The following is a 13,269-nucleotide window of genomic DNA, read 5'->3' as shown; positions in this document are numbered from 1 at the left end:
CGCTCACTGGAGGAGGTAGATGGTCGCGAACAGGGCGATCCAGACGACGTCGACGAAGTGCCAGTAGTACGACACGACGATCGCCGATGTCGCCTTCTCCGGCGTGAAGCGCCCGAACGTCGACCGGCCCAGCACCATGACGAAGGCAATGAGCCCACCGATGACATGCAGGCCGTGGAAGCCGGTGGTCAGGTAGTACACCGACCCGTAGGCATGCGACGCCATGGTGAACTTGTTTTCGCCGAAGTACTCGTTCGCCTGACCGCCGACGAAGATCGCACCCATGATCAACGAGATCAGGTACCAGCGTCGCAACCCGAACACGTCGCCGCGTTCCGCGGCGAACACCCCGAGCTGACAGGTGACGCTGGACAGCACCAGGATCACGGTGAAGAACAGCGCGTACCCGACGTGCAGCTCCACGGGGCCGTGTTCGGAACCGGCGGGATCGCCGGTCACAGGCGGCCAGTTGCCGCTGTTGACCGAACGGATCGTGAAGTACATCGCGAACAGGGACGCGAAGAACATCAGCTCCGACGACAACCACACGACCGTGCCGACCGAGACCATCGAGGGACGGTTGGCCGTCGGGTGTGGAGGTGGAGCCTTCTCGAGGACGGGGGCTGAGGCCACGTCGGTCATTCTGGCACGCGACGCGGCAGGCGCCACCGTAGGTTCGACGTTCGGTAGGACTACGACTCGTCGATGACGCGCCCGAAGGGCCGCACAGGCCCCGATACATCCCGCACAAACTGCTGCGGCACAGCGAAAACCGCAGGTCCCGAGGCGGACCTGCGGGCGGCGAAAGAAAGCCCACCGATCGGCGGCATCCCGCCGGATGTTGCGTGCCTCACCCGGTTCATGTCCACCGCAGGAGCCAGGTCGGCTGGCAGGGCGAAGCGGGGCCGGTTGGCAGGGCCCGCCCGGCCGGACCCGGGCGCGTCACCCCACGACCGACCGCGCCCCCGGCCGCCGCGGACGCTCCGACCGGGGGCGCTGGGGCCAGGTCAGCCGGACAACGCCGCGAGGGCACGCAGCCCGTCGGCGGGCAGGGCGATGCCGGCCTCGGAGCCGGGATCCACGGCGAGCAGCAGATCGTCGGACGGCCAGATCCGCCCCAACGTCGCGATCTGGACGGTGCGGTAGCGATCCACCTCCGGCAGGGCCGCCGCGAGACGGGTCTCGGAGGTGAAGGTCGGGACGAACTGGGTGCCGTCCTGCCGCTCGGCGACGGGCAGCTGCAGGACGTCGCTGTCGGCCGCGGACAGCTCGTCGAACTCGTTGCCGAGGTCGGGCAGCAGGACGTCGGCGAGGGCGAGGTCGCTGAGCGCGGTGCGCTCGTCCTCCCCGTCGGCCAGCCGGCGCAGCGCGGCGCGGGCGGCGTTGCCCTGTTCGGTGGGCCGACCCGGCGCCGCCGGCGAGCCGAAGGACGAGGTGACACCCGGGCCACCGAAGGACGGGCCGCCGGGCTGCGGGGCGCCGGAGTTGGGCACGGCGGCGGCGTCGGCGGACGCGAGGTCGGGACGTAGCTGGTCATCGGTCATGGGTGAACTCCCTTGACGTGGACGAGCGTGCTGACGTGTCGTGCCGTAAGCCCATCGCCTACCCGGGCCGGGGCACTCCCGAACGGACCGGTCCCGACGAATCCAGCCGGCGTCAGGATCGCAGCGCGAGGTCCGCGATCAGTGCCCGACGGGTCGCCGCGACCAGCGGGGTGCCATCGCCGTACGCGGGATGATCGATCACGAGCTCGGCCGGCACCGCCGGGTCGCGGAAGGCGTCCCGCAGCTCGTCACTGAGCGTGAAGCGAACCATATGAACCGACACCGTTTCGCTGGGCACGTCCGGGTCCTCGTCGAGGCCGGGGATCTCCACCCCCGCGGACCGCTGCCCGCCGATCTCCAGGGACACGCTGTGCTGCAGGCCGGCGAGGCGGCTGAGCTCGTCGCGCACCGTCTCCAGGACCGCGAGCTCGATGAAGATCGTCGCGGTGAGCACATGACTGTCGGGCAGCAGGCGCGAGTAGGCCTCGATCTCGTGCGCGACGTCCGCGGAGGCCGTCAGGCGCTCGGTGTAGACCATCTCCTGCACCTGGTAGCGCAGGGTCTGCTCGTTCTCGAACTCCGCGACGACGAGGTCACCGACCCGGACCCTGCGCTCGGCGCGGACCGGGATCATCTGCCGGCGCAGGTCGGGTCGATGCTCCGCGTACGCCCGATGATCGGTGGTGATGTCGGCGACGGTCAGCGCCATGGCACTGCCTCCTGTCCGGACGCGGGTGGGCCGGGGAACGGGGGACGCCGCCCGAGCCGGCGCGATGCCGGACGCCGGGCGGAACTGTCGAGGGCCGGGCGGGCACGAGTGCCGGACCGCCCGCAAGGGCCGAGGGAACGAAGCGGGAGATACAGACCGGCGATCGGTCCCTGGCGCCGGGGCGCCGGGAGCCGATCGCCGGATGCGGTGCGTGCGGTGCGGGCCGATCAGGCGTCGGCGGTCTCCTCGGCGTTCAGGGCGTCGAGGGCCTTCTTGAACCGACCCGCGTGGGTCTTCTCCGCGCGGGCGAGGGTGGAGAACCAGTCCGCGATCTCCTCGAAGCCCTCCTCACGGGCGGTCTTCGCGAAGCCGGGGTACATGGCGGTGAACTCGTAGGTCTCGCCGGCCACCGCGCTGGCCAGGTTCTTCGCGGTGCTGCCGAGCGGCTCGCCGGTCGCCGGGTCGCCGACCTCGGCGAGGAAGTCCAGGTGGCCGAACGCGTGGCCGGTCTCGCCCTCCGCGGTGTCGCGGAACAGCGACGAGGCGTCGGTGAGACCTTCGATGTCGGCCCGGCGCGCGAAGTAGAGGTACCGCCGGTTCGCCTGGCTCTCGCCGGCGAACGCCTCCTTGAGGTTCTCGTGGGTCTTGGTGCCGTCAAGCTTCGGCATGAAGCGCTCCTTCGGAATGGATGTGCACTGGTGAGCCGGTCCCGCCCGCGACACGGGCCGGATCGGAGCCGCGCGCCTGACACTCCGGGCAGATACCCCGGAACTGCAGGTCGTAGCCGGTGATGGCGAAGCCCGAGCGGCGCGCGATCTCCGCCACCATCCCGTCCGGGACGGGGTGATCAAGGTCGACCGCGCGTCCGCAGCCCTCGCAGACCGCGTGGTCGTGGCGGCTGGTGTTGGCGTCGTAACGCGCCGCAGCGCCGTCACCCAGACTGAGTTCCAACGCACGACCGGTCGACACCAGCAGCGCGAGGGTGCGATACACCGTAGCGCTGCCGATCCGCGGCGAGACACGGCGCACCCGCTCGTACACCTCCGCCGCCGTGGGATGGTCGTGGGCATCCCGCAGCACGTCGAGCACGGCCATCCGCTGCGGGGTCAGTCGGAGATCGATCTGGTCGGTCATGGATCACGCCCGTCGATTGAGAACGACTCTCAGTATCACGGATCCACCCCGCCGGCCGCAAACGGGGCGCCGCGGACCGCCCGCCACCCGCCACCGGCCGGCCCCTCCGCCGCCCGGCCCCTCCGCCGCCCGGCCCCTCCGCCGCCCGGCCACCCGGCCGCCCGGCCCCTCCGCCGCCCGGCCACCCGGCCGCCGGCCCCGCCCGCCGGCCGCGCGTGCGTGGCTGAGCGACTTCCTGCCTCTTCCGCAGGCTTCCGCAGGGACAAATCGGGCGTGGAACCCTGTGGAAGAGTCAGGAACGCCCGCTGCCGTGCAGACCACCCTCGCCGCCGCGGCGCCGGGCACGTCGAACCCGGCGCGCGGGGATCGCGTGCGGGCCGGACCGGGTAATCTTCGGGACGGATCGCGCCGGGCACCCTGTCATGAAGGTGGACGCCATGAAGACCGTCCTCGTCTACGCCGACCGTCCGGACGTGCGCGCGCGCGTCATCTCCGCCATCGGCCGGCTGCCCGCCGAGGACCTGGGCCCGTTGGAGTTCGTCGAGGCCGGCAACGCGGCCGAGGCGATCAGCGTCGTCGACCACCACGAGGCCGACGTGTGCGTGTTCGACGCGGAAGCTGCCCCCACCGGCGGCATGGGCCTGTGCCGGCAGCTGAAGAACGAGGTCGCCGACTGCCCGCCGACCGTCCTGCTCGTCGCCCGCGCGGACGACCGCTGGCTGGCCACCTGGTCACAGGCCGACGCGGTCGTCACCCACCCGATCGACCCGGCGCGGCTCACCGAGGCGGTCGTGACCCTGCTGCGGGCCCGGGCCGGCGGGGCGGTCGCGCGCCGTCCGGTCACCGGCGCCCAGCTCGCCGGCTGACGCCGGTGACCGTCGAGGCGACCATGCCGACCGCCGCCGCGAAGACGTCGACGTCCACCGCGGCGGCACCGAGCTGGCCGGAGCTGATCGGCACCCTGCTGGCTGGCGAGGCGCTGGATCAGGCCCGCACGGCGTGGGCGATGAACGAGATCATGGCTGGCGCGGCCACCCCGGCGCAGATCGCCGGGTTCGCGGTGGCCCTGCGGGCCAAGGGCGAGACGGCTGCCGAGATCGGCGGACTGATCGACGGGATGCTCGTCCACGCCGCGCCGCTGCTGGTCACCGACGAGCTGCGGGCCCGCGCCGTCGACACCTGCGGGACCGGCGGCGACCGCTCCAACACGGTCAACATCTCCACGATGGCGGCGCTCGTCGTCGCCGGCGCCGGCGTGCCCGTGATCAAACACGGGAACCGGGCCGCCTCATCGTCCTGCGGCTCCGCCGATCTGCTCGCCGAGCTCGGAGTCGTGGTCGACCTCCCGCCCGGCGGGGTCGCGGCGACCCTGGACCGCGCGGGCATCACCTTCTGCTTCGCCCGGGTGTTCCACCCGGCGTACCGGCACCTCGCGGCACCGCGCAGCGAGATCGGGGTCCCGACGGCCTTCAACATCCTCGGCCCGCTCACGAACCCGGCGAACCCCGGCGCCCAGGCCATCGGGGTCGCCGACCCCCGCCTCGCGCCGGTCGTGGCCCAGGTGCTGGCCGACCGCGGCACCCGCGCGCTGGTCTTCCGTGGCGATGACGGGCTTGACGAGCTCTCCCCCGTGACGACGTCCTCCGTCTGGGTGATCACCGGCGACCCCGCCGGCACCCCGCGGCCCCCGGCGGGGCGTCCGCCGACCAGCAGAGCCGCCGCCCCGCCGCGGCGGGAGCGGTTCGACCCTCGCGACGTCGACATCCACGTGCCGGACGTCGCGGCCCTGCGCGGGGCCGACGCCCCGTACAACGCCGCGGTGGCCCGCGCCGTCCTCGCGGGCGAGCCGGGCCCGGTCCGGGATGCCGTGCTGCTCGCCGCGGCGGCCGCTCTCGTCGCCGCCACCGGCCCGACCAGCGCGCCGATGACCGACCAGATCGCCGCGGCCCTCCCGCACGCCGCGGCGGCCCTGGACTCCGGCGCCGCCCGGGCCACCCTGGAGCACTGGGTGAGTGCCAGCCAGGCCGCCGCGAACGCCGCCTGACCCGCGAGCCGCCGCCGGCATCCCCACGCACCGTCACCGGGTTGCGTGGGAGGGGGCGAGTGTGGGTCCTGCTGGGCGATATTTCGGGCGGGCATCAGACCAGAGGGACCCATGTCGCCGCTTTCCCCTGCGGACGCCCTCACCACGGTCACGCTCCGCGACCGTCCGCCGGCGGGTGTGACCAGCCCCGACCAGGCGACGGGCCGTAGCCTCCCCGTCCAGCCGCCGGCGGAGCCGCGCCCGGCTGGCCGGGCGGGCTGCGGCCTTCCCTGCACCAGGCCCGCAAAGCCTTGATTACACCATTACAGTGTTTCGCATAATGGTGCGCCTCGCGCGCCGAGATCAGGGCGCGGCGACGAGAACAGGGAGCACGGATGATCGTCGAGTACATCCGCTATCGGATCGTCGAGGAGCGGCGCGGCGCGTTCGAGGATGCCTACGGCCGCGCTGCCCGGCCGCTCGCGCGCTCGCCGTGCTGCGTCGACTACGAGCTCGCCCGCTGCGAGGAGGAACCGGCCTGCTACGTCCTGCGGATCACCTGGACGTCGCGAAAGGATCACCTTGAGGGGTTCCGCGCCAGCGCCGACTTCGCGGAGTTCTTCGCGCAGATCGGGCCGTACGTCGAGGCGATCGAGGAGATGCGGCACTACGAGCACACCGCCGTCGCCGGCGCGGGCGGCTCCGTGCCCACGCTGTACGAGTGGGCGGGCGGTGAGGGTGCCTTCGAGCGCCTCACCGAGGCCTTCTACGTGAAGGTGCTGCGCGACGACGTGGTCGGGCCGCTGTTCCGGAGCATGGACCCGGGACACCCGCGCTACGTCGCTCTGTGGCTCGCGGAGGTCTTCGGCGGCCCCGCCGGGTACAGCGCCGAGCGCGGGGGCTATCCGCACATGCTCAGCCAGCACCTGGGCAAGGCGATCAACGAGGTGCAGCGCCGGCGCTGGGTGAACCTGCTGCTGGACGCCGCCGACGAGGTGGGACTACCCGGCGACCCGGAGTTCCGGGCCGCCTTCGTCGGCTACGTCGAGTGGGGCACGCTCCTGGCCCGCGCCAACTCGCAGCCGGACGCCGACCCGGTGCGCCAGGCCCCGGTGCCCCGCTGGGGCTGGGGCGTCGCCCCGCCGTACCAGCCGCCCGCGCCGGTCTCCCCCCCGCCGGCTGACCTGACCGCGGCCGGGAAAACGACAGTGGGCCGGTGGCAGTTCGCCACCGGCCCACTCTGGGTCACAGATCGCTGTCAGTCCTCGGGCACCGGCGGGTGCCAGAAGTTCTCGAAGACCAGGCAGGTCACGAACACCGCGACCATCACGATGCCGAGGATCAGCAGCCAGATCCCGAAGACGAGCCCCATCGCCGCCGTCACCGAGCTCGCGCCGATGAAGAACGGGTAGTAGCTGCCCGGGGTGAAGTGCCCCAGCTCGCCGGCGCCGTCGGCAACCTCGGCGTCGGGCAGGTCCTGCGGCCGCATGCCGATCCGGCGCCCGGTGAAGATGAGGTAGCCGCCGACGAGCAGGCCCAGGCCGGTGGTGAGCGTGAGCGCCGCCGTGCCGGTCGGGTCCTTGGCCCAGAACCAGTAGACCAGCGCCGTCACCCCGGCGAAGAGGCCGAAGAAGCTGAAGATGATGCCTTCCACCTTCATACGATCGCCGCCCCCTAACCGATCTCAGGTGTCGCGTGATAGTCGACCCGGCCGACCGTGGCCGGGAAGTGCAGGTCGAACGCCGGCCGCTCGGAGCGGATCCGGGGCAGTGACCGGAAGTTGTGCCGCGGGGGCGGGCAGGAGGTCGCCCACTCCAGCGAGTTGCCGTAACCCCACGGGTCGTCCACGACAGCCAGCGCACCCTTGCGGTACGAGTGCCACAGGTTGTACAGGAACGGCAGCGTCGACAGGGCGAGCAGGAACGAGCCGGCTGACGAGAACGTGTTCAGCGTCGTGAACCCGTCGGTCGGGCCGTAGTCGGCGTAGCGCCGCGGCATGCCGCGCAGGCCCAGCCAGTGCTGCACCAGGAACGTCGCGTGGAAACCCAGGAAGATGGTCCAGAAGTGGACCTTGCCGAGCCGGTCGTTCATCATCCGGCCGGTGACCTTGGGGAACCAGAAGTACGTGCCGGCGTAGGCGGCGAACACCACCGTGCCGAACACGACGTAGTGGAAGTGGGCGACGACGAAGTAGCTGTCGCTGACGTGGAAGTCGATCGGCGGGCTGGCCAGCAGCACCCCCGTCAGCCCGCCGAACAGGAACGTCACGAGGAAGCCGAGGGCGAACAGCATCGGCGTCTCGAAGGTGAGCTGCCCGCGCCACATCGTGCCGATCCAGTTGAAGAACTTCATCCCGGTCGGCACGGCGATGAGGAACGACAGGAACGCGAAGAACGGCAGCAGCACCGCGCCGGTGACGAACATGTGGTGCGCCCACACCGCCACCGACAGCGCGCCGATGCCGATGGTGGCGAACACCAGGCCCTTGTAGCCGAACAGCGGCTTGCGGGAGAACACCGGCAGGATCTCGCTGATGATCCCGAAGAACGGCAGAGCGAGGATGTAGACCTCGGGATGCCCGAAGAACCAGAACAGGTGCTGCCACAGCAGCGCCCCGCCGTTGGCGGCGTCGAACACGTGCGCGCCGAAGCGGCGGTCCGCCTCGAGCGCCAGCAGCGCGGCGGCCAGCACCGGGAACGCGATCAGCACGAGGATCGACGTCACCAGGAAGTTCCAGCAGAAGATCGGCAGCCGGAACATCGTCATGCCGGGGGCGCGCATGCACAGGATCGTCGTGATCATGTTGACGCCACCGAGGATGGTGCCGAGACCCGAGACCGTCAGTCCGACGATCCACAGGTCGGAGCCGGCACCCGGGGAGTAGACCTCGTTGTTCAGCGGCGAGTAGGCGAACCACCCGAACGACGCCGCGCCGTTCGGGGTCAGGAACCCCGCCACGACGGTGAGGCTGCCGAACAGGAACAGCCAGTACGACAGCGCGTTCAGCCGCGGGAAGGCAACGTCCGGCGCGCCGATCTGCAGCGGCACGAGCAGGTTCGCGAACGCGAACGCCAGCGGGGTCGCGAACATCAGCAGCATGAGCGTGCCGTGCATCGTGAACAGCTGGTTGTACTGCTCGTTGGAGAAGTACTGCAGCCCCGGCCGGGCGAGCTCCGCCCGCATCATGATGGCCAGGATCCCGGCGAACAGAAAGAAGCCGAACGAGGTCAGGAAGTACATGACGGCGATGTCCTTGTGGGACGTCGTCCGCAGGTATCCCAACAGGTTCGTCTGCCGCGGTAGGTGGGACTCTTCGGGTTCGGCGTGGCCGACGCCCGTCTCGTGCACGAGGGTCACTGTCCGCTCCCGGTGCTGGCGGTGGCAGCGGCAGTGGTGGTGGTCGCCGCTGCTGACGAGGACGAGACCGGGGCGTTCAGCCGGTCCGAGATGAACTTGTCGTACTCGGCCTGCGGCACGACCTTCACGTAGAAGTTCATCCGGTCGTGATCCGTGCCGCAGAGTTCCGCGCAGCGACCGATGAACGTGCCGGTCCTGGTGACGGTGAGCTCGAACTGGTTCACCCGGCCGGGGACGACGTCCCGCTTGAAGAGGAACTCCGGCACCCAGAAGGAGTGGATGACGTCCGGGGAGGTCTCCACGAACCGGATCGAGCGGTTCTGCGGAAGGACCAGCACTGCCGGCTCACCGGGACGCCCGGTCACCTCGATCTGGTTCGGGCCCTTGAGCCCGTCGCCCGGGTCGATGTACTTGAACTGCCAGTTCCACCGGAATCCGATGACGTCGACCGTCACGTCCGGATGCGCCGACAGTCTCGTGACCTTCGACTCGTCGCGAGCGGTGAAGAAGAACATCGAGCCCACGATGACAACCGGGACAACGGTGTAGAGGATCTCGACCGGCAGGTTGTACCGAACCTGCCGGGGTAGTACGTCGCTGCGCTTGCGGAAGGCGACGACCGCGTAGAGGATCATGCCCCACACGATCACGCCGACCACGAGGGCGGCGATTGCCGAGCCCTGCCAGATGTTCAGCAGGCGCGGCGAGTAGTTGGTAACCCCATCGGGATATCCGAAATTTGGCTTCTCACAGGCCGTTGCCCCGAGCCCCACGAGCGCCAGCGGGCCGACCAGACGCAGGGATCGGCGGCGCGGGCGCGCGCGGCGCCCGCCGCGTGCGTCGGCCGCGCGGGCCGTGCCAGCCGTCGGGGCCATGCCAGCTGTCGGGGCCGTGCCAGCCTCGACCATGTCGTCCACGGCCTCGAGCGCACCGCCGGAGTCAGCCGGCGTGCTCGGCGTGTCCTCGACATCCGCGACCGACGGCCGGGTCCGACCGAAGGATCTCCTCACCAGGTCCTGCCTCCCACGACTAGCGGCTCGCGCGGCGGGCAAAAGCCTTGCGCCGCCATCCGCGAAACCCCTTCAAACGCCATGTCACCCCGGTCGATCCCTCCGGACGACATGCTGTCTTCGACACGCTGTAGATGGTGCGGCAGCAGCGTATCTCAGCGGCCCGGCAGCTTCTCGCCTCAGGCCCCATCAGGGGCTGTGACGCGCGCCCCCCCGCCGGCGCGTCGGGGCGTAGCGTCGCAGGCGTGCCGGCCTATCTCGACCATGCGTCGACCACGCCCCTGCACCCCGCGGCGCGGGCGGCGTACCTGGTCGCGCTGGACGATGGCTGGGCGGACCCGGCGCGGCTGTACCGGGAGGGCCGGCGGGCGCGGATGCTGCTCGACGCCGCGCGGGAGACCGTTGCCGGCGTGCTCGGCGCCCGCCCGGACGAGATCAGCTTCACCGCCAGCGGCACCGCCGCGGCCGGTCTCGCCCTGCTCGGCACCGCCGCCGCGCGGCACCGCGCCGGCGACGTCGTCATGGTGAGCGCGGTCGAGCACTCCAGCGTGCTGCACGCCGCCGCGCACCACGAACGAGCCGGCGGACGGGTCGTGGAGGTCCCGGTCGACGGGATAGGCCGGGTCGACCCGGCCGGGTTCGCACCGGTCGAGGGCACCGCCGTCGCGAGTCTTCAGCACGCCAACCACGAGGTCGGCACGATCCAGCCGGTCGCCGAGGTGGCCGAACGGCTGCATGCCGCCGGTGTCCCGCTGCACACCGACGCCGCCGTCACCGTCGGCCACCTGCCCGTGGATCTGCGCGTACTCGGCGCCGACCTGCTCACCGCCAGCGCGCACAAGTTCGGCGGCCCGGCGGGCGTCGGCATCCTCGCGGTGCGTACCGGCACCCGCTGGCGCAGTCCGGGGCCCGTCGACGAGCGGGAGAGCGGCCGGGTCCCCGGCTACCCGGACGTCCCGGCGATCGTGGCGGCCGCGGCGGCGCTGGCCGCCCGGGCGGCGGAACTCGCCGCGCAGCGGCCGCGGCTGGCCGGCTACGTGGCCGAGCTGCGCCGCCGGCTACCCGAGCTGATGGACGACGTCGAGCTGCTCGGCGACCCGGACCCGGCCGGGTCGGTGGGGCATATCAGTGCCTTTTCCTGCCTGTACGTGGAGGGGGAGGCACTGCTGGCGGGATTGGACCGCGCCGGGATCGCGGTCAGCTCCGGATCGAGCTGCACCTCGGACGTGCTGACCCCGAGTCATGTCCTGGTCGCGATGGGCGCGCTGACCCACGGAAACCTGCGGGTCTCGTTCGGCCGGGAGTCGACCCGGGCTGATCTCGACGCCCTGCTCGACGTCCTGCCGGGTGTCGTGCGGGAGGTGCGGGCGCGCCTGGGCGCCACCGATCTCGGCGCGGCCCGCGGATGACGCCGACGCCCGACGTGGTCGACGCGCGCGGCCGGCGCTGCCCGCTGCCGATCATCGATCTCGCCCGCGCGTTCGGCTCTGTCGCGACCGGCGAGACGATCACCCTCTGGGCGGACGATCCCGCGGCCGGGCCGGACGTGGTGGCCTGGTGCCGGCTGCGCGGTCAGGAACTCGTCGCGACGCGGGAGCTGCCGACCGGCGGCCAGGAGTTCGTCGTCCGCCGCCGCGGCTGACCTGTCGGCCAGCGGCGGCGGCGAGGCGGGCCGGTCAGGCCCTGGGCAGGTGTTCGGCGATCTCGGCGGCGGCGTCCGCGCCGTAGGCCTCGGTCAGGCGCTTGACCGCGTCCGACGGGTCGACGATGTACTCCTGCGGCCCGAGGGTCTCCAGCACCTGGGTGGCGATCAGCGCGCCGACCTGCGCCGCGCGCTCGAGGGAGAGGTCCCAGGACAGCCCGGCGAGGAAGCCGGCGCGGAAACCGTCGCCGACGCCGGTCGGGTCCGGGGTGTCCCGGGCGGGCACCACGGGGATGTGGATCGGGTCCGCCTCCGGCGCCTCGATGACCACGCCGTCCTTGCCGTGGGTGGTGACCCGAACGCCGACCACGGCGCGGATCTCCTCGTCCGTCCACCCGGTCTTGCTGGCGAGCAGGGCCTTCTCGTACTCGTTGCAGAACAGGTAGGCCGCGCCGGTGACGAGCTCACGGATCTGCGGGCCGTCGAGCAGGGCGAGCTGCTGGGACGGGTCGGCGGCGAACGGGTAGCCGCGCTCGCGGGCCTCCGCGCTGTGGCGCAGCATCGCGGCGGGGTTGTTCGGGCTGACGACGACCAGGTCCAGTCCGCCGACCCGCTCGGCGATGGGGGCCAGCTCGATCTCGGCGGCATCGTTCATCGCGCCCGGGTAGAAGGACGCGATCTGGTTGAGGTCCTCGTCGGTGGTGCAGATGAACCGGGCGGTGTGCGCGGTGCCGCTCACCCGCACCGAGGAGGTGTCGACGCCGCTGCCGTCCAGCCAGGCCCGGTAGTCGCCGAAGTCCTCACCGACCGCGCCGACGAGGATCGGGCGCAGACCGAGCCGCCCGAGGCCGAACGCGATGTTGGCCGCGACCCCGCCGCGCCGGATCACGAGCTCGTCCACGAGGAAGGACAGCGAGACCTTCGCGAGCTGGTCGGCGAGCAGCTGCTCGGCGAACCGGCCCGGGAAGCGCATGAGATGGTCAGTGGCAACGGAACCCGTCACGGCAATACGCACGATCGAGGAGCCTACCGGCACCCCCGGGCGCCCCGGGGCACCACCCGCAAGCGCATCCACCCGGCGCCGAACAGCGAAAGCCCGCCGTGACCGGTCTCCCGGTCACGGCGGGCTCCGCCGGAGAAAGCGCACCGGGCGAGGGCATCGCCGCGGTCGCGGACCGCCTCGCGGTACCTCCGGCGATGAGGGATCACGCCGGCGGAACCACCTGGCGGCGGCCGATCAGCCGCTTAGTTGAACGAGTCGCCGCAGGCGCACGAACCCTGCGCGTTCGGGTTGTCGATGGTGAAACCCTGCTTCTCGATCGTGTCGACGAAGTCGATCGTCGCGCCACCGAGGTACGGGAAGCTCATCCGGTCGACGGCGACCTTGACGCCGGAGAAGTCCAGGACGGTGTCACCGTCGAGGGACCGCTCGTCGAAGAAGAGCTGGTAGCGCATGCCCGAGCAGCCACCCGGCTGCACGGCGATGCGCAGCTTGAGGTCATCCCGACCCTCCTGCTCCAGCAGGTTCTTGACCTTGCCGGCGGCCGTGTCGGTGAGGATGACAGCGGTCGAGGACTGCGTCACGGTCTCCGTCGTGTCCTGAACGGTCATAGGGACTACTCCTGCCCTTTTACTGTGACGTGCCTGGCGAGCCAGGATCACTGGTTCCGGTCGGTACTGCGCTTCCGGTCGGTCGCTTCCGGTCGGACTGCCCGTGGGACCACCGGCTCTGCCGGCGACCGCCACGGACACGGCACAACGTCTGCGCCGACGTCCATGCCCAACGTCCATGGCCGACGTACATGCCCAACACCATCGGACGGGATCCGCTTCCCATCGTAGCGACAGCG

Annotated in this window: 14 protein-coding genes and 1 pseudogene; 5 read left to right on the top strand and 10 right to left on the bottom strand. The window is 71.5% G+C overall.

Features of this window, described 5'->3' with window-relative positions; translation table 11 throughout:
• Positions 1–3: 3 nt before the first annotated feature.
• The 5 genes from ctaE to MXD60_RS05415 all read right to left on the bottom strand — a co-directional run bounded on the left by ctaE (position 4) and on the right by MXD60_RS05415 (position 3,387).
• On the bottom strand, positions 4–642 hold the full coding sequence (ctaE, locus tag MXD60_RS05435; protein ID WP_248817854.1) for an aa3-type cytochrome oxidase subunit III: 639 nt from the start codon (positions 640–642) through the stop codon (positions 4–6).
• Positions 643–1,007: 365 nt separating this feature from the next.
• On the bottom strand, positions 1,008–1,544 hold the full coding sequence (locus tag MXD60_RS05430; protein WP_248817853.1) for an SseB family protein: 537 nt from the start codon (positions 1,542–1,544) through the stop codon (positions 1,008–1,010).
• A gap of 112 nt (positions 1,545–1,656) precedes the next feature.
• Positions 1,657–2,253: a DUF3501 family protein gene (locus tag MXD60_RS05425; RefSeq protein WP_248817852.1), complete on the bottom strand. Its 597-nt coding sequence runs from the start codon at positions 2,251–2,253 to the stop codon at positions 1,657–1,659.
• Positions 2,254–2,480: 227 nt separating this feature from the next.
• Positions 2,481–2,921, bottom strand: coding sequence for a rubrerythrin family protein (locus MXD60_RS05420; protein ID WP_248817851.1), 441 nt, complete (start codon positions 2,919–2,921; stop codon positions 2,481–2,483).
• A complete protein-coding gene (locus tag MXD60_RS05415; protein WP_248817850.1) occupies positions 2,908–3,387 on the bottom strand; it encodes a Fur family transcriptional regulator in 480 nt (159 codons plus the stop codon). The genes MXD60_RS05420 and MXD60_RS05415 overlap by 14 nt, the downstream gene beginning before the upstream one ends.
• Before the next feature lie 437 nt (positions 3,388–3,824).
• Between MXD60_RS05415 and MXD60_RS05410 the strand changes: the two genes are divergently transcribed.
• The 3 genes and pseudogenes from MXD60_RS05410 to MXD60_RS05400 form a co-directional block, all read left to right on the top strand.
• The gene (locus MXD60_RS05410) at positions 3,825–4,253 is read left to right on the top strand and encodes a response regulator transcription factor (protein ID WP_248817849.1); all 429 of its coding nucleotides are present in this window, start codon (positions 3,825–3,827) and stop codon (positions 4,251–4,253) included.
• Positions 4,254–4,276: 23 nt separating this feature from the next.
• A complete protein-coding gene (gene trpD, locus MXD60_RS05405; RefSeq protein WP_248817906.1) occupies positions 4,277–5,431 on the top strand; it encodes an anthranilate phosphoribosyltransferase in 1,155 nt (384 codons plus the stop codon).
• Positions 5,432–5,805: 374 nt separating this feature from the next.
• Positions 5,806–6,402 (top strand): annotated as a pseudogene (locus tag MXD60_RS05400) (group II truncated hemoglobin); the annotation flags it as partial.
• A 266-nt stretch (positions 6,403–6,668) separates the two neighbouring features.
• Here MXD60_RS05400 and ctaF read toward each other — a convergent pair.
• The 3 genes from ctaF to ctaC are packed head-to-tail and all read right to left on the bottom strand — an operon-like array spanning position 6,669 to position 9,777.
• The gene (ctaF, locus tag MXD60_RS05395; protein WP_248817848.1) at positions 6,669–7,070 is read right to left on the bottom strand and encodes an aa3-type cytochrome oxidase subunit IV; all 402 of its coding nucleotides are present in this window, start codon (positions 7,068–7,070) and stop codon (positions 6,669–6,671) included.
• 14 nt (positions 7,071–7,084) lie between these two features.
• Positions 7,085–8,767, bottom strand: coding sequence for an aa3-type cytochrome oxidase subunit I (gene ctaD / locus MXD60_RS05390; RefSeq protein ID WP_518467391.1), 1,683 nt, complete (start codon positions 8,765–8,767; stop codon positions 7,085–7,087).
• A complete protein-coding gene (gene ctaC / locus MXD60_RS05385) occupies positions 8,764–9,777 on the bottom strand; it encodes an aa3-type cytochrome oxidase subunit II (protein WP_248817847.1) in 1,014 nt (337 codons plus the stop codon). Before ctaC ends, ctaD begins: the two co-directional genes overlap by 4 nt.
• A 245-nt stretch (positions 9,778–10,022) precedes the next feature.
• On the opposite strand from ctaC, the gene MXD60_RS05380 reads away from it, so the two are divergent.
• On the top strand, positions 10,023–11,186 hold the full coding sequence (locus MXD60_RS05380; protein WP_248817846.1) for a cysteine desulfurase family protein: 1,164 nt from the start codon (positions 10,023–10,025) through the stop codon (positions 11,184–11,186).
• On the top strand, positions 11,183–11,419 hold the full coding sequence (locus MXD60_RS05375; protein ID WP_248817845.1) for a sulfurtransferase TusA family protein: 237 nt from the start codon (positions 11,183–11,185) through the stop codon (positions 11,417–11,419). The genes MXD60_RS05380 and MXD60_RS05375 overlap by 4 nt, the downstream gene beginning before the upstream one ends.
• A 34-nt stretch (positions 11,420–11,453) precedes the next feature.
• Here the strand turns inward: MXD60_RS05375 and MXD60_RS05370 are convergent, their stop codons facing one another.
• Positions 11,454–12,434 carry a carbohydrate kinase family protein gene (locus MXD60_RS05370; RefSeq protein ID WP_248817844.1) on the bottom strand — a complete coding sequence of 327 codons (981 nt, stop codon included), beginning with the start codon at positions 12,432–12,434 and terminating at the stop codon, positions 11,454–11,456.
• 230 nt (positions 12,435–12,664) lie between these two features.
• Positions 12,665–13,030: an iron-sulfur cluster insertion protein ErpA gene (gene erpA / locus MXD60_RS05365; RefSeq protein ID WP_248817843.1), complete on the bottom strand. Its 366-nt coding sequence runs from the start codon at positions 13,028–13,030 to the stop codon at positions 12,665–12,667.
• Positions 13,031–13,269 lie beyond the last annotated feature (239 nt).

Origin of the sequence: Frankia sp. AgB32 (assembly GCF_023243045.1) — a bacterium.
Classification (GTDB): domain Bacteria; phylum Actinomycetota; class Actinomycetes; order Frankiales; family Frankiaceae; genus Frankia.
The sequence above is the reverse complement of the archived record's forward strand: the minus strand, read 5'-3'. Positions and strand labels throughout refer to the sequence as shown.